Origin of the sequence: Olsenella uli DSM 7084 (genome assembly GCF_000143845.1) — a bacterium.
GTDB lineage: Bacteria > Actinomycetota > Coriobacteriia > Coriobacteriales > Atopobiaceae > Olsenella > Olsenella uli.
In genome coordinates this window covers 370,428-390,101 of sequence record NC_014363.1, presented here as the reverse complement: position 1 = coordinate 390,101, position 19,674 = coordinate 370,428, and the positions used below count along the sequence as shown (strand labels likewise).

At 63.7% G+C, this 19,674-nt stretch carries 21 protein-coding genes and 2 riboswitches; of the genes, 11 read left to right on the top strand and 10 right to left on the bottom strand.

Going from position 1 to position 19,674, the window contains the following annotated elements:
- Nucleotides 1–19: 19 nt before the first annotated feature.
- From OLSU_RS01770 to OLSU_RS01760, 3 genes are all read left to right on the top strand, one after another.
- Nucleotides 20–607 carry an HD domain-containing protein gene (locus OLSU_RS01770; protein ID WP_013251232.1) on the top strand — a complete coding sequence of 196 codons (588 nt, stop codon included), beginning with the start codon at nt 20–22 and terminating at the stop codon, nt 605–607.
- 2 nt (nt 608–609) lie between these two features.
- The gene (locus OLSU_RS09015) at nt 610–1,488 is read left to right on the top strand and encodes a putative ABC transporter permease (protein ID WP_013251231.1); all 879 of its coding nucleotides are present in this window, start codon (nt 610–612) and stop codon (nt 1,486–1,488) included.
- Between the two features lie 191 nt (nt 1,489–1,679).
- Entirely contained in the window at nt 1,680–2,024 is a 345-nt protein-coding gene (locus OLSU_RS01760; RefSeq protein WP_049765196.1) for an ArsR/SmtB family transcription factor, read from the top strand.
- An 11-nt stretch (nt 2,025–2,035) separates the two neighbouring features.
- On the opposite strand, the gene OLSU_RS01755 is transcribed toward OLSU_RS01760, so the two are convergent.
- Nucleotides 2,036–2,455, bottom strand: a complete 420-nt coding sequence (locus OLSU_RS01755) for a peptide deformylase (RefSeq protein WP_013251229.1) — start codon at nt 2,453–2,455, stop codon at nt 2,036–2,038.
- A gap of 287 nt (nt 2,456–2,742) precedes the next feature.
- Nucleotides 2,743–3,531 (bottom strand): GntR family transcriptional regulator, encoded by a 789-nt coding sequence (locus OLSU_RS01750; protein WP_013251228.1) that lies wholly within the window; start codon nt 3,529–3,531, stop codon nt 2,743–2,745.
- 234 nt (nt 3,532–3,765) lie between these two features.
- On the opposite strand from OLSU_RS01750, the gene OLSU_RS09010 reads away from it, so the two are divergent.
- The gene (locus OLSU_RS09010) at nt 3,766–4,578 is read left to right on the top strand and encodes a Cof-type HAD-IIB family hydrolase (protein WP_013251227.1); all 813 of its coding nucleotides are present in this window, start codon (nt 3,766–3,768) and stop codon (nt 4,576–4,578) included.
- Here OLSU_RS09010 and OLSU_RS01740 read toward each other — a convergent pair.
- The 3 genes from OLSU_RS01740 to OLSU_RS01730 form a co-directional block, all read right to left on the bottom strand.
- Entirely contained in the window at nt 4,568–5,230 is a 663-nt protein-coding gene (locus OLSU_RS01740; protein ID WP_013251226.1) for a metal-dependent hydrolase, read from the bottom strand. The two genes, OLSU_RS09010 and OLSU_RS01740, sit on opposite strands and share 11 nt — an antisense overlap.
- A gap of 37 nt (nt 5,231–5,267) precedes the next feature.
- A complete protein-coding gene (locus OLSU_RS01735) occupies nt 5,268–7,082 on the bottom strand; it encodes an ABC transporter ATP-binding protein (RefSeq protein WP_013251225.1) in 1,815 nt (604 codons plus the stop codon).
- A gap of 69 nt (nt 7,083–7,151) precedes the next feature.
- Complete coding sequence (locus OLSU_RS01730; protein WP_013251224.1) at nt 7,152–8,306, bottom strand: CobW family GTP-binding protein; 1,155 nt, start codon at nt 8,304–8,306, stop codon at nt 7,152–7,154.
- A gap of 180 nt (nt 8,307–8,486) precedes the next feature.
- Here OLSU_RS01730 and OLSU_RS01725 point away from each other — a divergent pair, with 180 nt between their 5' ends.
- The 3 genes from OLSU_RS01725 to OLSU_RS01715 are packed head-to-tail and all read left to right on the top strand — an operon-like array spanning nt 8,487 to nt 9,687.
- Nucleotides 8,487–9,104, top strand: a complete 618-nt coding sequence (locus tag OLSU_RS01725) for a phosphoheptose isomerase family protein (protein WP_013251223.1) — start codon at nt 8,487–8,489, stop codon at nt 9,102–9,104.
- 38 nt (nt 9,105–9,142) lie between these two features.
- A complete protein-coding gene (locus tag OLSU_RS01720; protein ID WP_013251222.1) occupies nt 9,143–9,421 on the top strand; it encodes a response regulator in 279 nt (92 codons plus the stop codon).
- Between the two features lie 2 nt (nt 9,422–9,423).
- Complete coding sequence (locus tag OLSU_RS01715) at nt 9,424–9,687, top strand: LytTR family DNA-binding domain-containing protein (RefSeq protein ID WP_081439218.1); 264 nt, start codon at nt 9,424–9,426, stop codon at nt 9,685–9,687.
- Nucleotides 9,688–9,796: 109 nt separating this feature from the next.
- Nucleotides 9,797–9,883, top strand: a riboswitch (ZMP/ZTP riboswitch).
- 280 nt (nt 9,884–10,163) lie between these two features.
- Here the strand turns inward: OLSU_RS01715 and OLSU_RS01710 are convergent.
- The 3 genes from OLSU_RS01710 to OLSU_RS09270 all read right to left on the bottom strand — a co-directional run bounded on the left by OLSU_RS01710 (nt 10,164) and on the right by OLSU_RS09270 (nt 13,300).
- Nucleotides 10,164–11,303, bottom strand: a complete 1,140-nt coding sequence (locus tag OLSU_RS01710; RefSeq protein WP_338048427.1) for an MFS transporter — start codon at nt 11,301–11,303, stop codon at nt 10,164–10,166.
- 56 nt (nt 11,304–11,359) lie between these two features.
- Complete coding sequence (locus tag OLSU_RS09005) at nt 11,360–12,397, bottom strand: HesA/MoeB/ThiF family protein (protein WP_013251218.1); 1,038 nt, start codon at nt 12,395–12,397, stop codon at nt 11,360–11,362.
- A gap of 108 nt (nt 12,398–12,505) precedes the next feature.
- The gene (locus OLSU_RS09270; protein ID WP_013251217.1) at nt 12,506–13,300 is read right to left on the bottom strand and encodes a class I SAM-dependent DNA methyltransferase; all 795 of its coding nucleotides are present in this window, start codon (nt 13,298–13,300) and stop codon (nt 12,506–12,508) included.
- Nucleotides 13,301–13,434: 134 nt separating this feature from the next.
- Here OLSU_RS09270 and OLSU_RS01695 point away from each other — a divergent pair, with 134 nt between their 5' ends.
- The 4 genes from OLSU_RS01695 to OLSU_RS01675 all read left to right on the top strand — a co-directional run bounded on the left by OLSU_RS01695 (nt 13,435) and on the right by OLSU_RS01675 (nt 18,307).
- Nucleotides 13,435–14,001 carry an ArsR/SmtB family transcription factor gene (locus OLSU_RS01695; protein ID WP_013251216.1) on the top strand — a complete coding sequence of 189 codons (567 nt, stop codon included), beginning with the start codon at nt 13,435–13,437 and terminating at the stop codon, nt 13,999–14,001.
- Nucleotides 14,002–14,259: 258 nt separating this feature from the next.
- Nucleotides 14,260–14,346: riboswitch (ZMP/ZTP riboswitch) on the top strand.
- A gap of 69 nt (nt 14,347–14,415) precedes the next feature.
- Complete coding sequence (locus tag OLSU_RS01690; RefSeq protein WP_013251215.1) at nt 14,416–15,084, top strand: IMP cyclohydrolase; 669 nt, start codon at nt 14,416–14,418, stop codon at nt 15,082–15,084.
- Nucleotides 15,085–15,093: 9 nt separating this feature from the next.
- Entirely contained in the window at nt 15,094–16,272 is a 1,179-nt protein-coding gene (locus tag OLSU_RS01685; RefSeq protein ID WP_013251214.1) for a phosphoribosylaminoimidazolecarboxamide formyltransferase, read from the top strand.
- Nucleotides 16,273–17,299: 1,027 nt separating this feature from the next.
- A complete protein-coding gene (locus OLSU_RS01675; protein WP_013251212.1) occupies nt 17,300–18,307 on the top strand; it encodes a helix-turn-helix transcriptional regulator in 1,008 nt (335 codons plus the stop codon).
- Between the two features lie 125 nt (nt 18,308–18,432).
- Here OLSU_RS01675 and OLSU_RS01670 read toward each other — a convergent pair whose 3' ends face one another.
- Both OLSU_RS01670 and thpR read right to left on the bottom strand, forming a co-directional pair.
- Complete coding sequence (locus OLSU_RS01670; RefSeq protein WP_049765133.1) at nt 18,433–18,909, bottom strand: GNAT family N-acetyltransferase; 477 nt, start codon at nt 18,907–18,909, stop codon at nt 18,433–18,435.
- A 166-nt stretch (nt 18,910–19,075) separates the two neighbouring features.
- Nucleotides 19,076–19,603 (bottom strand): RNA 2',3'-cyclic phosphodiesterase, encoded by a 528-nt coding sequence (gene thpR / locus OLSU_RS01665; protein ID WP_013251210.1) that lies wholly within the window; start codon nt 19,601–19,603, stop codon nt 19,076–19,078.
- Between the last annotated feature and the right edge of the window lie 71 nt (nt 19,604–19,674).

Sequence of the window (19,674 nt, the reverse complement as noted above, 5' to 3'; positions counted from 1 at the left end):
ACGCGAGACAAGGAAGCACATGCCCGAACGATCCCAGCGACCGCCCAAGCGTCCCTCACGGCCAACTGAGCGTCCTCCTCAGCTGGCCGAGAGCCCCACCCGCCTGCCCATTCCGAGTGGCACCACGCCCCGCGAGCTCATCGGGCGTCACGGCGCCGACATCCTCGCCTCGGACGGCATGGAGATAGAGCGGGGCTGCATGCAGCACGGCACCACGAGCGTCTTCGAGCACTCCCTCGCGGTGACCGCCCAGGCGACGCTCATCGCCCAAGCCCTGCGCATTCCCGTAGCCGAGCGCGAGCTGGTGCGCGGCTCGCTGCTGCACGACTACTTCCTGTACGATTGGCACGTAGGAGACCCCAGCCACCGTTTGCACGGCTTTCGGCATCCCGGCTTTGCCTGCGCCAACGCGGAGCGAGACTTTGGCATCAACGACATCGAGAGGGACATGATTCGCCATCACATGTTCCCCCTCACCCCCGTGCCACCCACCTGCCGCGAGGGCGCGATCCTCTGCATCGCCGACAAGGTCGTCGCCACGCGGGAGACCGTGTCGGGCATCGCCCTCCGACTTTTCCGCCCCGTCCGCACGCCGGGCAGGGATTAGGCATGCCGTCCCCCCTCGACCTACTCTTTACCTGGTGGATCTACTTCGTCGCCTACAGCGTCGGCGGCTGGGCCATGGAGTCGACGTACTGCTCGATAGGCGAGCGGCGCTTGGTCAACCGCGGGTTCCTCAACGGCCCCTACTGTCCCATCTACGGGGCGGGGGGCGTTGCGTGCGCACCGCTCTGTCCCTTGTTTTCGACGCCCTCGGCACGGGGTGCGCTTGCCGTGTTCCTGGTAGGAGGAGCCGTGAGCTGCCTGCTCGAGTTCGTGACCTCCGTCGCAATGGAGCGCGCCTACCACGCGCGGTGGTGGGACTACTCCGACAAACCCCTCAACCTGCAGGGGCGTGTCTGGGCGGGAGGCTTTGCCGAGTTTGGCCTCTGCTGTGTGCTCATCGTGTTCGTGGTGCAGCCCGTCCTCGGGGCCTGGGTCGCGTCACTGGGTCCTCGCAACCGCACGCTCATCACCCTCGTCACGCTCGCCGTGTTCCTAGCGGACTTCGTCGTCACCAACTTGGGTCTCACGTCATTCAGCTCCAAGATGGACGATCTGCGCACGGGCACGCTCGAGCGTCTGGGCGCACTGCGCGAGAGCCTTCCGGACGTCCAGGCACGCGCGGGACTCGAGAGGCTTCTGGGTGACGTCCGCGTCTGGGGCCGTCTGGGCGGTACCCGAACGCGCCTACACGAGCTGCGCGACGCCATGCCGTCCATGCCACCCGTCTCCTCGCTCTCCGAGCTGGCCGAGTCCTTCGCCGGCAGGCTCACCTCCCAGGAGCGTCGCATCATGCGCGCGTTCCCGACCCTGCGCCCGACCGGCTACCGCGAACTCCTGAACGACTTCCGCGACCGGATCCGCACGGAGCTTGGGAGGCGCTAGCAAAAAGGCGCTCGCCCGGACACGGCAGGAGGAGCCCATGCGAGCACGCCGAGCGTCCACAGGCATGATGCGGGGTACAGTAGGCATCGGATGGCTGTTGCAAGGGAGTGAGGACGTTGGCAGAGGGCAAAGACGGCACCAGCGAGAGCGCTGGCAGGAGCATGGGGATGGCAGCGCGCTCGCATGCGGGCATGGGCACAAGCGCGAACGCGTGTGCGGATATCGAAGGCACGGACCACGCCCCCTTCGAGATGCCGGACGAGGAGATCCTCTATGACCTGGCCGACCTATTCAAGATCTTCTCGGACACCACGCGCATAAAGATCCTGTTCGCCCTGCTTGAGCGCGACCTCTCCGTCAGCGACATCGCCGACGAGGTCTCCATGTCACAGAGCGCCGTCTCGCACCAGCTCCGCATCCTCAAGCAGGGTCGGCTGGTCAAGTTCCGCCGCGACGGGAAGCAGGCCATCTACTCTCTCTCGGACGACCATGTCCACACCATGCTGTCCCAGGGCATGAGCCACATCTGTGAGTAGGGTCCCTGCGGCTAGACCAGCTTGCCGTTGCAGTGGTCGCACATGTGCTGGATCATCTCGGCGACCCAACCGGTGTAGTCACGCCTGCGCGCCTTGAGGGAGCCCTCGACCAGCTCGTCAAACGACACCTTGACCTTGGCGTAGCGCGTGACCCTGACTGTGCCCTCGCGCGTGAGGCAACCTTCCTCGAGCTTGGAGGCACCCAGCCCCATCATGATGCGTGGGTTGTACATGACGTGTACCACCTGGTCGTCATCGCGATAGGCGATCACCTGCTTGGCCACGCCGATCTGGTTGGCCGCAAGGCAACCGACGTCTTCCAGGGAGTCCATCGTGTCGATAAGATCCCAGGCAACGACGGCATCCTCGGCCGTGGCACGCTCGCACCTCTGGGAGAGGACGGCCTCGTCCTTACAAAGCTCCTTGATCATGGGTCTTCCTTTCGCGCGGCCGCCATGTGCGACCACTGTCACGGTAGGGCGCCCCGCCAGTATAGACGAGAAGGGCGCAGCGCCTCGGCTCCGGCCCCGTCCATCCCAGCCCTACTTCGGTCCCGCTCCGATCTGGCCAAAGGCTCGTACGACAGCGCCGTGTGCGACGCCCCTGACCTGCGCGCTGCCGCCGACGCGCCGCCCCCCAAACGTCCAGAGCGTGCTGCCTCATGCATGAAGGCTCGGGTTTCTGAGGAGAACGAAGGCGCGGACGCCACGTCCGGACCCTACAGCATGACCTTGCGGAAGCTGTCGACGCCGTCGTCCGAGCGAACGCGCAACTGGTAGCGGTCAGCGCGGAATATGGTAAGGGCGACCTCATAGGGCATGCCGTTGGTCGCAAAGTTGGTGCGAACAAGGCGAAGGGCGGGAGATCCGGCACGCTGCCGCAGCAGCCGTGCCTCGCTGGAGTCGAGTGCGATGGCTTCGTAGCTTCCGTCCATAGAGCTTGGGTAGATCCCACCCTTCGCGGCCAAGGCCGACAGGATCGAGTGTTCGGCATCCCCGCGCGTGAGTTCCGGGCAGCACCTAACGGGGACATAGACCCTGTGATAGGCCAGCGGCTCGCCATCGGCCAGCCGCAGACGACGGATCTCCCACAGCCCCTCGCCCTCCTCCAGCTCGAGCCGTTCCGCAAGGGCGACGGTCGCCGGTGACTGGCCGAAGCTGAGGACCCTGGTCGACGGCTCCCGCCCCGAGGCCTCTGCCTCGGCCGTGAAGCTGTAGGCATAGCGGTCCCGTGCGGCCCCCAAGCCCAAGGGACGTGCCACAAAGGTCCCCCGTCCCCGCGTGCGGACGATGCGTCCCTCGTCGGCAAGCGCGTCGAGGCATCGACGCACCGTGGTACGCGAGAGGCCCAAGGCATCCGCCATGTTACGCTCGGGCGGCAGGGCGTCACCTTCACCCGCGACCCCCGAGGCCATGAGCTGCTGCAGCCTGTGCTTGAGCTGCCGCCAGAGCGGGACCTTCGACGAAGGGTCCAGGGGGTCGCGTGCGATCAGCACAAGTATGTCCATGCTCCCCTCATCTGCCGACGACGGAACGTCATGATCTCAGGCACTCCAGGCTGATCCCGGACGATCCGGGCAGGGACGCCCCGAAAGGTATCCCATTTGGTAGTAAAGGTATCATACCTAGATACCAATACGAGTGCCAACGCAGCCGGTGCGACCGCAGGCCTGTACGCTATAGCAGACAAAGGAAGCGGATACGACGGTGGCCTACCAAGCGAGGCGGCAAGGGGGTATCTCATGTTCGAACGGTCCCATCGGTGGAAGGCCGTCTTCAGCGACATCGACGGCACGCTCCTATGCTCCGACCACACCATGTCCCAAACGACACGAGAGACGCTCGAGGCCTGCATCCACGCGGGCATCCATGTCACGCTCGCATCCTCTCGCAGTCCCCAAGGCATCGAGACGGTTCGAGGCTCCTGCGGCCTCAGGACGGCAGTCATCGCCTTTGGCGGCGCACTCGCCTTCGACGAGCAGGGGGACAAGGTGCTCGAGCGCGGTCTCAGCGTGGCCCAGGCGACGGCTGTCGTGAGCTACCTGGAGCAGAGCCACCTTGACGCAAGCTGGAACGTCTTCACGCCCGCACGCTGGATCGTCGCCAGCCGACGAGACCCGCGCATCGCCCATGAGGAGGAGGTGGTCAAGGTGACGGCCCAGGAGGGGACAACGGCCGAGCTGGCAGACGACGCCTGCGTCGGCAAGGTCCTGCTCATGTGCGAGGCGGGCCAGTCGCAGCCCCTGGCAAGACAGCTCTCCGCTGCCTTCCCGCAGCTCTCGGTCTGCACGTCAAGCCCCATCCTCGTCGAGGTCAACGCCATGGGCGTCAGCAAGGCGGACGCCCTCAGGGCGCTCTGCGCCCACTGGGGCATAGGGACCGAGGACACGCTGGCCCTGGGCGATGGTGACAACGACCTCGAGATGCTCAGGGCGGCGGGCCTGGGCGTCGCCATGGGCAACGCGTCAGCAGAGGTCCGTCGGGCAGCAGGGTTCGTCACCGAGGACAACGACCACGATGGCGCCGCCCACGCCCTCCAAGCCCTCATGGCATAGGGAACGGCAACGCGAACGGGAGTGACGGTGGCAGAGGCAGCCCCATCGGCAGCCGTACGCCCGCATGCCAGGCGATCAGACCGACGGCCACAAGGACTCCCAGGGCGCAGAGGACATTGTCGAGCACGCCACCCGCCTTGCAGGCACCCAGGGACACGCCACGCCCCACAGGCCAGAACAGCCGCACGGGCCTCTTGTTGAGCAGGTCGAGCAGGACATGCGAGACGTAGCCCATGGCAAAGTAGGTCACAAGTGGCGGATAGGCCAGCCTTACGGCAGCCACCGCAACCACCAGGCCAAGCAGGGAGTGCGAGAAGCCCCGGTGCCCGGAGGCGCGACCGCAGGCAAGCACCGCGACGAGCAGGGCCATGCCGGCGAGCTGCTCCATCCCCAGGTGCCGCAGCGCATATGCGCAGACGCCCGCGTCGAGCGCCCGGTCGGCGACGAGGGACGCCGCCACGATGGCTGCCAGCGCGACCCACGCGCGACGGAGCTGCCGGCTGCCCTCACTCGAGCCGACGTCCGTGTCGCAGGCGAGGCCACCCAGCGCACCTCCGATGACGGCGGGCAGGCAGGCGACCGGACCACCCGAAAGCGGCACCAGCGCCAGCGAGGCTGCCACGCCTGCGGCTATGTGCGTCCTACCTACCATGAAGGGAGCGTCCCTCTCGACCAGGCGCCACGAGGCGCTATTCCACGTCTCCCTCCAGGAAGCCGCCGGTCTGGCGGTCCCAGAGCCCTGCGTACTCGCCGCCAGCTTCGACCAGGTCGTGGTGCGTCCCATCCTCGACGATACGACCGTCGGACAGCACGACGATGCGGTCGAGCGAGGCAACGGTCGACAGGCGGTGTGCCACCACGATGGAGGTGCGACCACGCATGAGGTTCTCGAGCGCGCCCTGCACCAGTGCCTCGGACTCGGAGTCGAGGGCCGAGGTCGCCTCGTCCAAGACCAGGATCGGTGCGTCCACCAGGATGGCACGGGCTATGGCAACGCGCTGGCGCTGGCCACCCGAGAGCTTGACGCCCCTCTCGCCCACCATGGTGTCGAAGCCCTGGGGAAGGCGGTCTATGAACTCGAGGGCGTTGGCCTCGGCTGCGGCCGCGCGGATCTCCTCCTCCGTGGCACCGGGCCTACCGTAGGAGATGTTCTCGCGGATGCTGCGATGGAACAGGAGCGCCTCCTGCGGCACGTAGGCCACCTGCCGACGCAGCGACTGCTGGGTGCAGCGGCTCACGTCCTGGCCGTCCACCAGCACGCGGCCCTCCTGGACGTCATCCAGGCGCAGCAGCAGCTTGGTGAGCGTGGTCTTGCCCGACCCCGAGCGTCCCACCAGGCCGACGCGCTGGCCGGCGGGGATGTGGAGGCTGAGGTCCTCGAAGACCTTGTCGTCCTTCTGCGCGTCGGCGTAGCGGAAGCCCAGGTGCTCGAAGTCGATGCGGCCCTCGCGCACCTCAAGCGGTCGCGCGCCCGCGTCGTCAGCCACGAGGGTGGGCTCGTCCAGGACGCGCGTCATCTCGGCGGCGTCGCCCAGGGAGCGGTTGATGCGCTGCATCATGGAGTTGAAGTAGTTGAAGCGCATGGTCAGGTTGTACGTGTAGGTGAACATCATGACCAGCGAGCCGGCGCTGATGCCAAACCAGGCGTTGCCGCCCGACACGAAGATCGAGGCCACGAGCATGATCACCGTGATCAGGAAGGACGTCGTGAAGCCGCGCCTCATGGTCGCGCGCATGTTTGCGTTCGCTGCGGTCATGGCCTTGCAGTCGGCATCCGTGAACAGGCTGCGCTCGTAGTCCTCGCGCCCATAGGTCTTGACGGCGAGGATGTTGGTGACGGCGTCGGACAGCACGCCCGAGAGCCTGTTCTGGGCTGCGGAGGCCTGGGCGGAGAGCGGGAGGATGCGCTTGTACATGCCATAGGCCAGCGCCACGTAGAGCACGAGCATGGCCATCAGGATCGCGACGAAGGTCGGTGCGATGGGAAGGAGCATGCCCACCGTCAGCACGATGGAGGCGAGCGTGGGATAGAGCGAGTAGGTCACAACGTCCACCAGGCCCGAGTAGCCCGACACGAAGCGCGAGGTCTGGCTGACGAGCGAGCCGCCGAAGCGGCTGTTGTGGAAGGTCATCGACTGGTTGGACAGCGTGTCGAAGCACAGGCGGCTCAGCTGGTAGTCACCGTTTATCTCCAACTTGTAGACCGAGTAGTCCTGAAGCTTGGAGAGCGTCTGCCCCAGGGCGTTCACCAGGAGCAACGCCACGACGTAGGGACCGAACACGGAAAAGACTTGGCCGGGTGCCACGGGAGCGGCCTGGACCCTGTCCACTATGAGGCCCATCACGTAGGTGTTGGCGAAGGTGAGCAGGGCGGTGTAGCCCACCGAGCTCACGATCGAGAGCGCGAACGCCCCCGGCTTCTGCCGAGTCACGCCCCAGAAGTAGTGGAGCGTCCTCCGTATGGTCGAACGGTCGTTGCGATCTGTCGTGCTGCGCAGTGCCATGCGTCTCTCCCTGACTTTGTGCCCTCCCCCGTTCCGTTCCCGACTTGGCAGAAAGCGTGCGGGAGGGACCTACTCCCCGCACCTCGCGTCCAGGTCCTCCCAGTCGGTGAGGCAGGCGTCGAGGCCCGCCGTAAGGGCGCCCCTGTCCATGTGGCGCCCGATGAAGCAGATCTTGGTCATGCGGTCGCCGCAGGAATCGTCCCAGTCGTCCAAAAGCTGTGGGTTGTCCCTCAGGATGCGCCGCTTCTCGGCCTCGGGCGCGGAGTCCACGAAGAGGCCGTTCTCCGTCAGGCGGACCTGCCTGCCCGCCTGCTCGAAGAGGTAGCACATGTCGGGGTCTCGGTCGGCCCAGACGCAGCCCTTCGAGCGGATGACGTCGCTGCCCCAGGTGCTGACGTAGTCCGAGAGCGCATTGGCGTCGAAGGGCCTGCGGCGCTTGTAGACGAAGGTCGTGATGTCATACTCCAGGACCTCGGGATCCTCGTGCTCCTCGGGGTGCTCCATGGCGTCGAGCCAAGCGGCCGAGCCGTAGGCGCGCTCGAAGTCGAAGCGACCGGTGTCCAGAAGCTCTGCCATGGGGACGTCACCCTTGGCGGCCTCCACGATCACGGCGTCCCTCTGCAGGCTGCGGGCCAGGGCGTGTAGCTCGGCGAGCTGTGGAGGGGTCACGAGGTCGCACTTGTTCAGGACGAGCGTGGAGCAGAACTCTATCTGCTGGATGAGGAGGGACTCGATGTCGTCCTCGCCGATGTCGTCCCTCAGCAGGTCCCGACCCCCATCGAACTCGTCGAACATGCGTTTGGCGTCGACCACGGCAACGATGTTGTCCAGGGCAAGCGGTGCCCTGCCACCGCTCTCGCCCTGGTCGCAGAACGAGCTGATGGTGTAGGCGATGGGGATGGGCTCGCAGATGCCCGAGGCCTCGATGACGATGTAGTCGAAGTGGCCGGACCGCGCGATGCCGGCCAGCTGGCGCGACAGGTCATCGGAGAGGGTGCAGCAGATGCAGCCGTTGGTCATGGGGATGAGGTCGTCGGTCTCGGAGAGGCCACCGTCCCGTATGAGGCTGGCGTCGACGTTCACCTCGCCGATGTCGTTGACGATGACGGCGGCGCGGATGCCCTCGTCGTTAGCGAGGATGTGATTGAGCAGGGTGGTCTTGCCAGCGCCCAGATAACCGGTGAGAAGAACGATCTTGACCGGCTTTTCGGCAGAATGGGACACGGGTCCTCCTTGGGTGAACGGGCTGGAGCCATCCGCGCTAGTTTATGCCCAAAACGATGCTGCCGATGCCTTCCGACGAGCCAACCACAGGGCCCCCACGCAGCGGGCTTCCCTTGGAGGCCTGGAGGGCGAGGCAGTAGTAGACTTGCAGCAGGTCCCAGCAACCAAAGCGAGGTGCCCATGAGCGAGATTGGCTTCGACATCACTCCCAAGAGCACGCTGACCGAGGGCGAGCGCGCGGCGCTGCGACAGCACTACCTCACTTACGTGAGGGCGGAGCGCGACGAGGGTCGCCAGCTCAGGGCTGATCTGGGGGAGATATACGCCATCATCGACAAGCTAGCCGACGGGCTCGACATGGCAGACCTCATCTCCCGCATGGGAGAGAGCTCCCACATCGTCATCTTCGCGACGGAGTCGTCCGTCCTCGCACTGCGCGAGTTCCAGCAGGCCATGCTCTCAGAGGGCAAGGTCGTCCGCTTGGTCTCCGAAAACAGCACCGAGGTCAACGGCATCCGTGCGCTTGGTCCCTCCGACCTCCTGATCGTGGTCACGACCTCCAACGGCTTCGCACGTCGGCAGCGCGAGCTCATCGGGCGCTCCGGCGCCCAGAAGGTCGTCCTCACCGCCAGTCGTGACGATGAGCTGCACGCCCTCTTCGGTGACGTCCTGCGCATCGGCGATGGGGCGGAGGAGGGCGGCGCGCTCCATCGGATATACGCCACCTTCGGCGTCACCTACTTCTTCGACCGCCTGTTCACGCAATACGCCCGCGCCTATGACCCCACGCTGAGGTAGCCTCCTGGCACCCCAGGCATAGGCATATTCGGCGGCCCGTGCCGCCGCTCGGCCTGAGCTACCATGGGGCCAAGGAAGTCGCATGGCATATCGCATTCTCATGGTCGAGGACTCCCCCCGCGGAGGCTGACAGGCTGCGCGCCCATCTGGCACGCTATGCGACCGAGAAGGGCACGTCCTTCTCGGTCGAGGTGCTGTCCACCGCCGTGGAGTTCATGAACTCGCAGCGCACGGCCGACCTCATCTTCATGGACATAGCGCTCCCCGGCATCAACGGGACGGAGGCAGCCGAGGAGCTGCGGACGTTGTCTACGTAGACATCTCCAAGCATGACCTCCACTACCACCTGCTCGGCGAGGACGAGCCCCTGCGCTTGCGGGGAACCCTGAGCAGGACTGCGGCCGAGCTGGGCGACAAGGGCTTCGTCAAGACGTCTGCCAGCCACATCGTCAACATGGCCCAGGTCGTGCACATACGCCAAGGGGCAGTCGTGATGGTGGACGGCTCGGAGATCTTCTTCAGCCGCTCCCAGCGCAAGCCCGCGCTCGAACGACTTGCCGGCTTCGTGGACAGGACTATCTAGGCGGCCACCGTGATGACACCCACCGAGGGCAGGAAGTTCTTATGAACCTGCTCGTCTCCATCAGCGAGCAGGACGCCGGCATGGCTCGCACGCTACACTGGGGCCGACAAGGGCGCGCTGCTACTGACGGATGATCGTGGGCTACCACGGGGGAGCGGCGCGAGCAAACGATATGCCGACCGTCTGGGCATGCGCGTCTCTCGCGGGCTGCCTCGCCCCTTTGTGGCAGGCCCCGCGCGAGTGCGCCGCACGAGAGAGGAAGGCCATGCAGGACCTGCTCGAGCTCCTCCGCACCAACCCCTATCCCGGCCGCGGCATTACTCCAGCTCTCGGACCTCCTTGATGTCAGCGCCGACCACCTCACGCGCGACGAGATGGAGCTGGTCGCCCAAAAGGGCATACCCGATATGGCTATAAATGAAGTGAATATCCCATCTCATCATCACACGGCGGATGGGCGACGGAGTTGCACTCTCCTATCGGTGGGTGCCGCGACCGAGGGTCGCGGTCGACTTCCAGAATGCAAGGCCGCTTGCGGCGAGCGCGCAGCCAAAGACGGCAAACGCGACCGAGGGCGTCGTGCTGGACGACACTGCACCAAACAGCACGTATGAGAGCGATGTAGTTCCGAAGGCCGCCAGGCTCATGACCGAGAGCGCGGTCGCAACCAGCCCGTCTCTGATGCGTGACAGATAGGTCGCCAAGAGCAGGGTCGAGGAGACGCCGCCGCCCAGCCCCGCCACAAGCGCAGCGAAGCGGGCGGCAGGCAAGCCAGACACCCCCGAGACGGCAAAGGCCACGCCACACACTGCGGTTGAGGAGCCAATCCAGGCAGACGTCCTTCTCGGCCGCGCGGCCGCAACGGCAAGCGCCGACACCGCCGCCCCGGCACCGTACAAGGAGAGCACGGAGCCCATCTGGGCGGCATCCCACCCCTTCTGCGCCGAAAGGAGCGCATAGCCCGTCCCCGTGATGCCCGCAGCGGCGAACTCGGCGACCAAGATAAGGGCAAGGCACCTCGCGATCACCGGGTCGCGCAGGATGCCACCGAGAGCCGCTCGGGTCGAAACCTGCGGCACAGGGCCGCCAACGGCCTCCTCACGGCGCGGTCCGACGGCGAGGGTCAGGCTGGACGCAAGGGCGATCAGGCACACGCACCACAGCAGCGTTCGTGGCTCGAGGACACGCACTGCCCATCCAGCAAGGGCCGGCGCAAGAACGGTGCCGGCTTTCTGCACGGCCGAGAAGAGTCCCTGGGTTCGCTCCAGCTCGTCCGGGGCGGCCACGTCGGCGACAATGCTTTGCGTTCCCGGCAGGTAGAGCGCCTCTATTGCCCCAAAGGCGACGGCCATGGCCGAAAGCGCCGCCACGGAGGGGCCCGAGGCGCCGCACAAGGCCGCGGCGACGGCGAGAACCGCCGCACGGACAAGCCCCGAGATGACAGAGGAGACTCGGTGACCAAGCCGATCAGCGAGCATCCCTCCCGGCAGGAGCAACAGAGCTCGAGGGAGCGCACCTAGGGACACGATTGCCCCGGTGGCGATGTCCGAGTCCGTCGCCACAAGGGCATACCAGGAGAGCGCCACATAGAAGACCTGGTCAGCAACCACTCCCATCCCGTAGGAAACGAGGAACGCCCCGCGAGGGCCATTCCCTCTCAACGAGGACTGAATCATCCCGTTCCCCACCAGCCCGAGAGCGATTCCATATCGAATAGATACGCTTGGCCAAGTAGAGCACAATTGCCGGTCAACAGATACTGCACGATGTTCCCGACCGAAATGGCGGCCGCGGCATAGCACACCCAAACCGTTGTGACCTTGCTCGCCTGTGCGGTATTCGAGTAGCACTCGTACCGTGCGGCATCCCGCCACTTAGTCTCCAGCCGTTCGTGGTACGCCTTGTAACGCATGCCGCCAGGCTGGGCAAAGACTGGACCGACACGAAACACGGGTGGACAATTGCTCATGCAAATGTAGGCAATGCCCCTCTTGTCCACAAGGTCATCAAGCCAATAGAGCAGTTCTGGCATAGGGGTATCTGCACCTACTACAACAAAGTCACTCTCTAACAAAAGCCTCGCATAGTTCTCGACGTCTATCCGCTCCTGCATAACGGTCACAGAGGTCTGTGGATTGATAAGGCCTATCCTCTTTGCCAGAGCAGAAACCTTGGGTACACCAATATCTTGCTCTGAATAGGCAATCTGGCGCCCCAAGTTGCCTAGCTCAACTACATCATCGTCAATTAGCAAGATTCGTCCAACGCCCGTGGCAGAGAGTAACTCGGCAACAGGTGCGCCGACTCCGCCACAGCCAACGACAGCTACGCTCCTTTTCCCAAGGTTTAACTGAAGAGTTTCAACGTTATCCGGAAAAGCACTCGATTGCTCGAAATAAGCCATCTGCCGACAAAAGCGCGTCCTTGCCTCATCGCTCAATCCCATCTCGCAGGATTCGTCAATCAGCAACCCTTCATCATCTAGGTAATTTACAAAGTCAGACAGCTCAACGTTGCCCAAAAGACCTTGCAAGTCAGCGTCATCTCCACCGTCTCCACGCCTCCTATCCGACAGGCAATCAAGAACCCGCAGCGCCTCACCGTACGGTGATGGGATTGAATATGAATGCTTTCCGAAGGTCGGAAATATCACAAGTCGCGTTTTATCACACGATTCAAAGTAATCAACGCCCGACCTCAATCGCTTCATTGCAGCCTCAGCAATCAACGATGCGAGGGGGGCAAGCCCCCCTCGCAACCCACTAGATGTTCTTGATGATCTCGGAAGCCTGAACCTTCTTCTCGTCCTTCTCGATAGTCATAGCGCACCCCCCTTCCGGCATAAAAAAAGAATCTTATTCGCTGACTCACCAAGACAAGGTGAGTAGTTCTCAATCAGTCCCTCGTCCCCAAGAGCATCAACGCGAACGAACTCAAACCCCACATGTTGAAGCTCTCTATATACCGTCTGAGGTTCGTAGTAATACTCTTTGAACTCCACCAAGGTCGGATACCATGAATTCTTACTGGCGCTTCTTCTGAGCGTGAAAACCCCCATGCTGAATTGATGTTCCTCGTCCCTCGCTGGCGAGGACGGATAAGAGAGAAACTTCACGGACTCATTTCCGCGAAACTGCACGGAACCCATGTACTCCAAAAAAGCCTTCTTGCAAACCAGGTCGAATTGAAAGAGACCGCCGCCCTTCAAGGCAAGATGGATGTTCTTGAAAATTGCCCGTAATCCGGAAAGGCTATCAATGCAATTGAAGACATCATCTATCGCCGTCACCAAATCAAAGTAGCTCTCAGCCGGATGCTCCTCTCTAGCATCAGCGACGGAATACCTTACCGAAGAGCATCGCATTTTTGCCTGTTCAATCATTGTGGGGCAGATATCCGTTGCCGTTGTCACATAGCCATCTTTGGCGAGCAGCTCCGCGAAGAGTCCAGTTCCCGTGCCAACGTCCCATGCCAACGGGCATGTTAACGGAAACGAGCACTGTGCTCGAATACCCTTTAGGATTGAATAGAGTTCTGAATAATTGTCATCAGCTTTGAAGGAATCATATACGGAAGAAAAAAGTTCGTAAGGATCAGCGCAGCCCACTTCCATTAGTATCGCACCTCTTTTATGCGAGATTTTTATTTAACATTTATTGTACAATACTTGTTGTTAAAAAGTCAACAATCTTAGGTTGCATAATTAAACAGACGCGGGATGCAGTGAAACGAAGACGTGGGGGCAGCATGAGAGAAGGCGTAGAACGAATCACGGACCTCAGTTCGCTGAGAGTACTCTCTAACCCCGACCGTATGAGAGTCCTCGCCCTCTTGCGCAACCAGGGAGAGCAGACGGTCGGTGAAATCTGCGAGGCCATAGGCCTCGCCCCCGGGAGCGCGAGCTATCACCTGCGACGCCTTGCCGAAGTGGGCCTGGCGGAGAAGCTAGACGAGAAGCACGCCGACAAGCGACAGAGCTGGTGGCAGGCGACGAGCGCAGCAACCCTGATTGACGGCGGGGCCAAGGACGACACCTCTCGCGATGTGCAGGTTGGCCTACGACAAGCGACGGCCCGCTCGTATGCAGAGGCATATTCACGCTACCTGAGCGCCTGTGCGGAGATTGGTGAGGAATGGATGCGCTGCGAGGTCGGTTTCGACTCCGTTCTGCGCATGACTCCCGAAGAGGCAAGGAGCATGGGCGACGAGCTCTCCGCAGTCGTCGACCGATGGTGCAAAAGATGCGCCAATCGCAGCGAGGCGGATGGTCGCAAGGTCCTCGTCACCATCCAGGGATATCCTTGGATTCCATAAAAGCTGACGAAGCATTCGATGACAACAGACCCAGCCAGTATCCCATCTTGCCGTCACCTAACAGATGGGGGGAGCTCGGCTGTGGAGGGACGGCACGGGCTGCGCCATTCCTTTGCGCGTGATTGTCGCCCCATCTTCGCCAGCACCTGCCAAGGTCCCGCCCATCACGTATCGCAAGAAGGGCGGGGTGTGTGCTTCCTGTATCGCAGGCGGCGGCAGGCTACCAGGACAGACGCGCACGCTACACTGGGGCCGACAAGGGCGCGCTGCTACTGACGGATGATCGTGGGCTACCACGGGGGAGCGGCGCGAGCAAACGATATGCCGACCGTCTGGGCATGCGCGTCTCTCGCGGGCTGCCTCGCCCCTTTGTGGCAGGCCCCGCGCGAGTGCGCCGCACGAGAGAGGAAGGCCATGCAGGACCTGCTCGAGCTCCTCCGCACCAACCCCTATCCCGGCCGCGGCATCGTGGTGGGCACCGACCGCAGCGGCAGGCCTGCGGTGTACTACTGGATCATGGGACGCAGCTCCAACAGCAGGAACCGCGTGTTCGTGGCCACCGAGGACGGCATCCGCACCGAGGCCCACGACCCATCCCGGCTCGAGGACCCAAGCCTCATCATCTACCACCCTGTGCGCGCCATGGGCGACGCCCTCGTGGTGACCAACGGCGACCAGACGGACACCATCGTCGAGCGGGGCAGCTTGCACGCCGGCTGCATGGAGCGTAGCTACGAGCCGGATTCGCCCAACTTTACGCCGCGCATCAGCGCCATCGTCCAGGCCGACGGCAGCTTCGAGCTCTCCCTCCTCAAGCGCCAGGGGGGCAACGACCCCGCAGCGAGCGACCGCTGCGTGCGGGAGTTCTTCGCCTACGAGGGAGCAGATGCGAGAACGGGCTACTTCATCAGCACCTACCAGGGAGACGGCAACCCGCTGCCGAGCTTTTCCGGCGAGCCCGTCGAGGTCGCACTGCCCGCAGCAGACAAGATCTGGGGCGCGCTCGACGCCGACAACAAGGTCTCCCTCTACGCCAACGTGGGCGGCAAGGTCAGGCTCTACAACAAGAACCTGGGCGACTAGGAGGTCACCGTGAACGAGCTCGAGCTCAAGTACGGCTGCAACCCCAACCAAAGGCCGTCGCGCATCTACATGAAGGACGGTTCCGACCTGCCCGTGACCGTGCTCTCGGGCACGCCGGGCTACATCAACTTCCTGGACGCCCTCAACTCCTGGCAGCTGGTGCGCGAGCTCAGGGGGGCAACGGGACTGCCCGCCGCAGCGAGCTTCAAGCACGTCTCGCCGGCCGGGGCCGCCGTGGGCCTGCCCCTCTCCGACGTCGACCGCCGGATCTGCTTCGTGGACGACGAGGGCGAGCTCTCCCCCATCGCGTGCGCCTACATCCGCGCCCGTGGTGCCGACCGCATGAGCTCCTACGGTGACTGGGCGGCCCTCTCGGACCCCTGCGACGCCCGTACGGCACGCTATCTCAAGCACGAGGTCTCCGACGGCATCATCGCCCCCGGCTATACCGATGAGGCCCTGGAGATCCTGCGTGCCAAGAAGGGCGGTCGCTACAACGTGGTCCAGATCGACCCCGACTACCGGTGCGCCCCCGTCGAGACGAAGGATGTCTTCGGCATCAGCTTCGAGCAGGGGCACAACTTCTTCAAGATCGACCGCGCACTGCTTGCCAATGTGGTCACTGCCAACAGGGAGATTCCCGAACCCGCCCAGCGCGACATGCTCGTGAGCCTCATAACGCTCAAGTACACGCAGTCGAACTCCGTATGCTACGTCAAGGATGGCCAGGCCATCGGCGTGGGCGCTGGCCAGCAGAGTCGCGTGCACTGCACCCGCCTTGCCGGCGACAAGGCCGACACCTGGTATCTGCGGCAGCATCCCAAGGTGCTGGGCCTGCGCTTCGTCGAGGGCATCCGCCGAGCCAACCGTGACAACGCCATCGACGTCTACATCGGCGACGAGCATGACGACGTGCTGCGCGACGGTGAATGGCAGAAGTGGTTCGCCGAGAGGCCCGAGGTTCTGACGCGCGAGGAGAAGGCCGCATGGCTTGCCACGCAGGCGGGCGTGACCCTGGGTTCTGACGCGTTCTTCCCGTTTGGCGACAACGTCGAGCGCGCCCACAAGAGCGGTGTGAGCTACATCGCAGAACCCGGCGGCTCCATCCGCGACGACAACGTCATCGCAACGGCCGACAAGTACGGCATGGCCATGTGCTTCACGGGGATGAGGCTGTTCCACCACTAGGGCGCAGGCGGCTACGTCAGGGGGCGGCAAGAGGGCGACAGGCATGCTGGGGGACGCCCGGAGTCACCAAGGGCCAGCGGGCGCTCCGGGGGCGGCCTGGGTGCGCCGGGGCCTGGCGGGACACATACATCTCGAGCGCGCGCCGAACGCAAGCGAGCTTCTCTTCGTTTCGGACGGACTCGGGCGGGCCGACGGACCGATGGGCGGGCATCGTTTCGGACGGACTCGGGTGGGCCGACGGACGGGCTTTTCACACTACCTACCCAGCCGTCCAAATTCGGAGTCCTCGTGGACGGGAGAGGAATTTCTGTGAGCGGGCTGCATGCTATCACTCACAATAGTTCCCCTGCCGTCCATTTTCATAGGCTGGGTGGATGACAGGGAAGCTATTGTGAGCCGCGCCACCACGGCCACTCACAAAAGCTCGCTACACGTCCACAGCCCTTCCGAGCTTGGATGGCAAGGGAACTATTGTGAATCAAAAAATTAATCTATTTGCGGCAGTCTGAATGAACGCCTTCGCAATCTGTATGACCATGTCGGATTCGGCCGTGCCATGCTCATCCATGTCGGATTCGGCCGCGGCCAATCCCCGATGAACACTGGCCATAGCGCCAACGCCACCACTAGGGCGCAAGGCTTGGGATGCCGCAGAGCACTCCGACGCGCCTGACTTCCTCAAGGCAAATGGGAGTCGAAGCGAAAGGACCAGCGCGTTTTCGGCAATCGGACCTGGCACCGACCTTACGGGCCCATGCGCCGCAAACCCTGACATGCCGCTTTCGGGCGAGCCCATAAGCTCGAGCACCTCGGGGACGAGATATATGGGGAACGGTCGAAAGACGCCCATGCCGAGCATGGAAGAATGCGTGGCAACCACTGGTTGCACGCTCCTCTCGGTGAAAGAAACCGTAGGTTGGTGGCTTGGGGCCCCTCGGCAACCGCACGATGGTAGCCAGATGCGAGATGCAGGCAACAAGATGGAGACGCTACGATCAAGGCCATCGAGAAGAGAAGGGACGTTACCATGAGCTTTCGTGACAACCTCCAGCACCTCCGCGCGACGCGGGGCATGACCCAGGAGCAGCTTGCCATGATGGTGGGCGTGAGCCGCCAGTCCGTCACCAAGTGGGAGTCGGAGCGTGCCTACCCCGAGATGGACAAGCTGCTCAAGATCTGCCAGGTCTTCGACTGCACGATCGATGACCTGGTGCAAGGGGACCTCACCACGCGTGCAGGCGAGCCGAAGCGTGCCATGCCGCAGGAGGCCGGCGACAGCATAGGCTACGAGGAGCACTGCCGCAGCCACGCACTGCGCCTGGCCGTGAGCGTAGGTCTGTTCGTGGGCGGAAGCGGCGCGGGCATGCTCGTGGGAGCGCTCATGCAGGCAATGGCGGCGTCGACAAACGACGAGGCAAGCAGCATCGCCATCGGCGTTGGGGTCCTTATCTTCGTGGCCGCAGGCCTAGCACTCCTCATCCCAACGACAACGGGCCACAACGCGTTCAGGCGCGAGCATCCCTACGTCATCGACTTCTACTCTGCCAAGGAACGCGGCAAGAACGAGAGGCTGCGCGCCAGGGAGCTTGCGGCGGGCATCAGCAACGTCCTATTGGGTGCGATTGTGGCGATGGTGCTGGGCGATTCATTTGACAACGGATCGTGGCAGGAATCGCTGGTCATGAGCCTGATGATGATCCTCATAGCCATAGGCGTGGGCGTCATCGTACACGCAGGCGCCCTATGGGATATGACCAACATCGAGAAGTACAACACCGAGGCGCTCTGCTCGCTCAGCCAGAAGGAGTTCGAGTCTGCCATGGAGGATCTGGACGAGGGCGAGCGCCGACGCATGGTGAGGGAGCGCCAGAAGAGCAAGGCAACCGGAACATCCTGCGCGCTCGTTATGCTTGGTGCAACCATCATCGCGCTGCCACTGCTCTTTGTGACCAAGGTCTACTGGTTCTGGGCACCCTGGCCCATTGGTGGCGTTGCCTGCGGCATCATCGGCACCTGGGTCAACAGGAAGGACTAGCTGTCGAGTGCCAATGGGTTGTTGACGCCGGCGATGCGGGACATGGGCAGCGCGCGTCCGCACCTAAAGTGCCAGGCGATGCACCTCGTACCTCCCAGGCATATCCTGATCCGAGGAGATGCCTGCTACGGCAGCGCGCGCTCCATGGGCACGACAGCGAAAGCCCCTTGCTCCGTGGGGATGCCGGCGACCGTGAACCCGCACCTCTCCCAAAAGCGACGGGACTGCTCGTTGCCCTCGACGTAGGCAAGGCGTACGCGGACGAAGCCCTCGCTGTGGAGGCGCTCGAGGAGCCGAGTGATGAGCCGACTGCCGAGACCCACCCCCTGCCTGGAGGCGTCGACCATGAAGAACCCGATGAACGCACATCTCTCGACAGGATAGCCGCGCACGAGGTCGAGCACGGCAATGAGCGCCCCCTCAACATCGAAGAAGCCGAGGCAGGACTTTCGATCCGGCGCGCATCCGGGCGGCAGCTCGCCCATCTCCGCGGCAAGCGACTCGATGGTCGGCCCCTCACCGAGATAGGCGTAATACTGCGGGTTCCCGAGGCAGAGTTTGAGCAACGCGGGGAGATCGCTGTCGCAAAGCTCTCTGACCAAAAGGTTGTGCCCCTTTCGCTTTGACAGTCTCAATGCTTCCTTCTCCTTCGCTCCATCAAGCAATCCCTTGCTGGGCGGGTCGGTGTTCGGCATCCGCGAGTGGCTCACACGTTAACACCTGCCGATCCCGCAGCTACATGCGGGCGGATGGCATTGAACCGACGGGTCACTCCCACCCAACCGTATGAAGGGGTGTGTAGATGGGGCCGTCGGGGCTGAGCGTGCTTCTGAAGAGCGTGACGCATGCGGCATCCGTCTCGGCCGGAAGAGAGGTGACCGACAAGGTTCCTTCGGACAGACAGGCGTGTCGTGCAAGGGTGACGTGCGGACTGAAGGGCTTCTCGTCGAAAGGGAGCCCTCGGACGCGCAAGCCGTCGCGCACGCGCCCGAAAAGCCCCACCAGCTCTGGTTCGGGGGCAAACCCCAGCCAGAGCGTTGCGTCTCGCGAACTGCCAAACTTGCCGAGGCCATTGGGGACGAGGCGCACGGGCGCCATCCCGATGCAGGCCTCGTCAAGCGCATCGGCAGCCAATGCCACCCCCATCTCGTCGATCACACCCAAGAAGGCCAGCGTCAGGTGATAGCCCTCGTGATCCACGAAGCGTCCCCCGCAGCCGCGGGAGAGGGTTCGTGACAGGTCCGCGATCTCGGCCTTGAGGCCATCGGGGAGTTCGAGGGCAACGAACATGCGCATGGCGCCTTCCTCCCTGGTAGCCTACTCTCCGTCGAGTCTGAGCTGGGGGCTGTCGGCCAGCTCGACCCCAG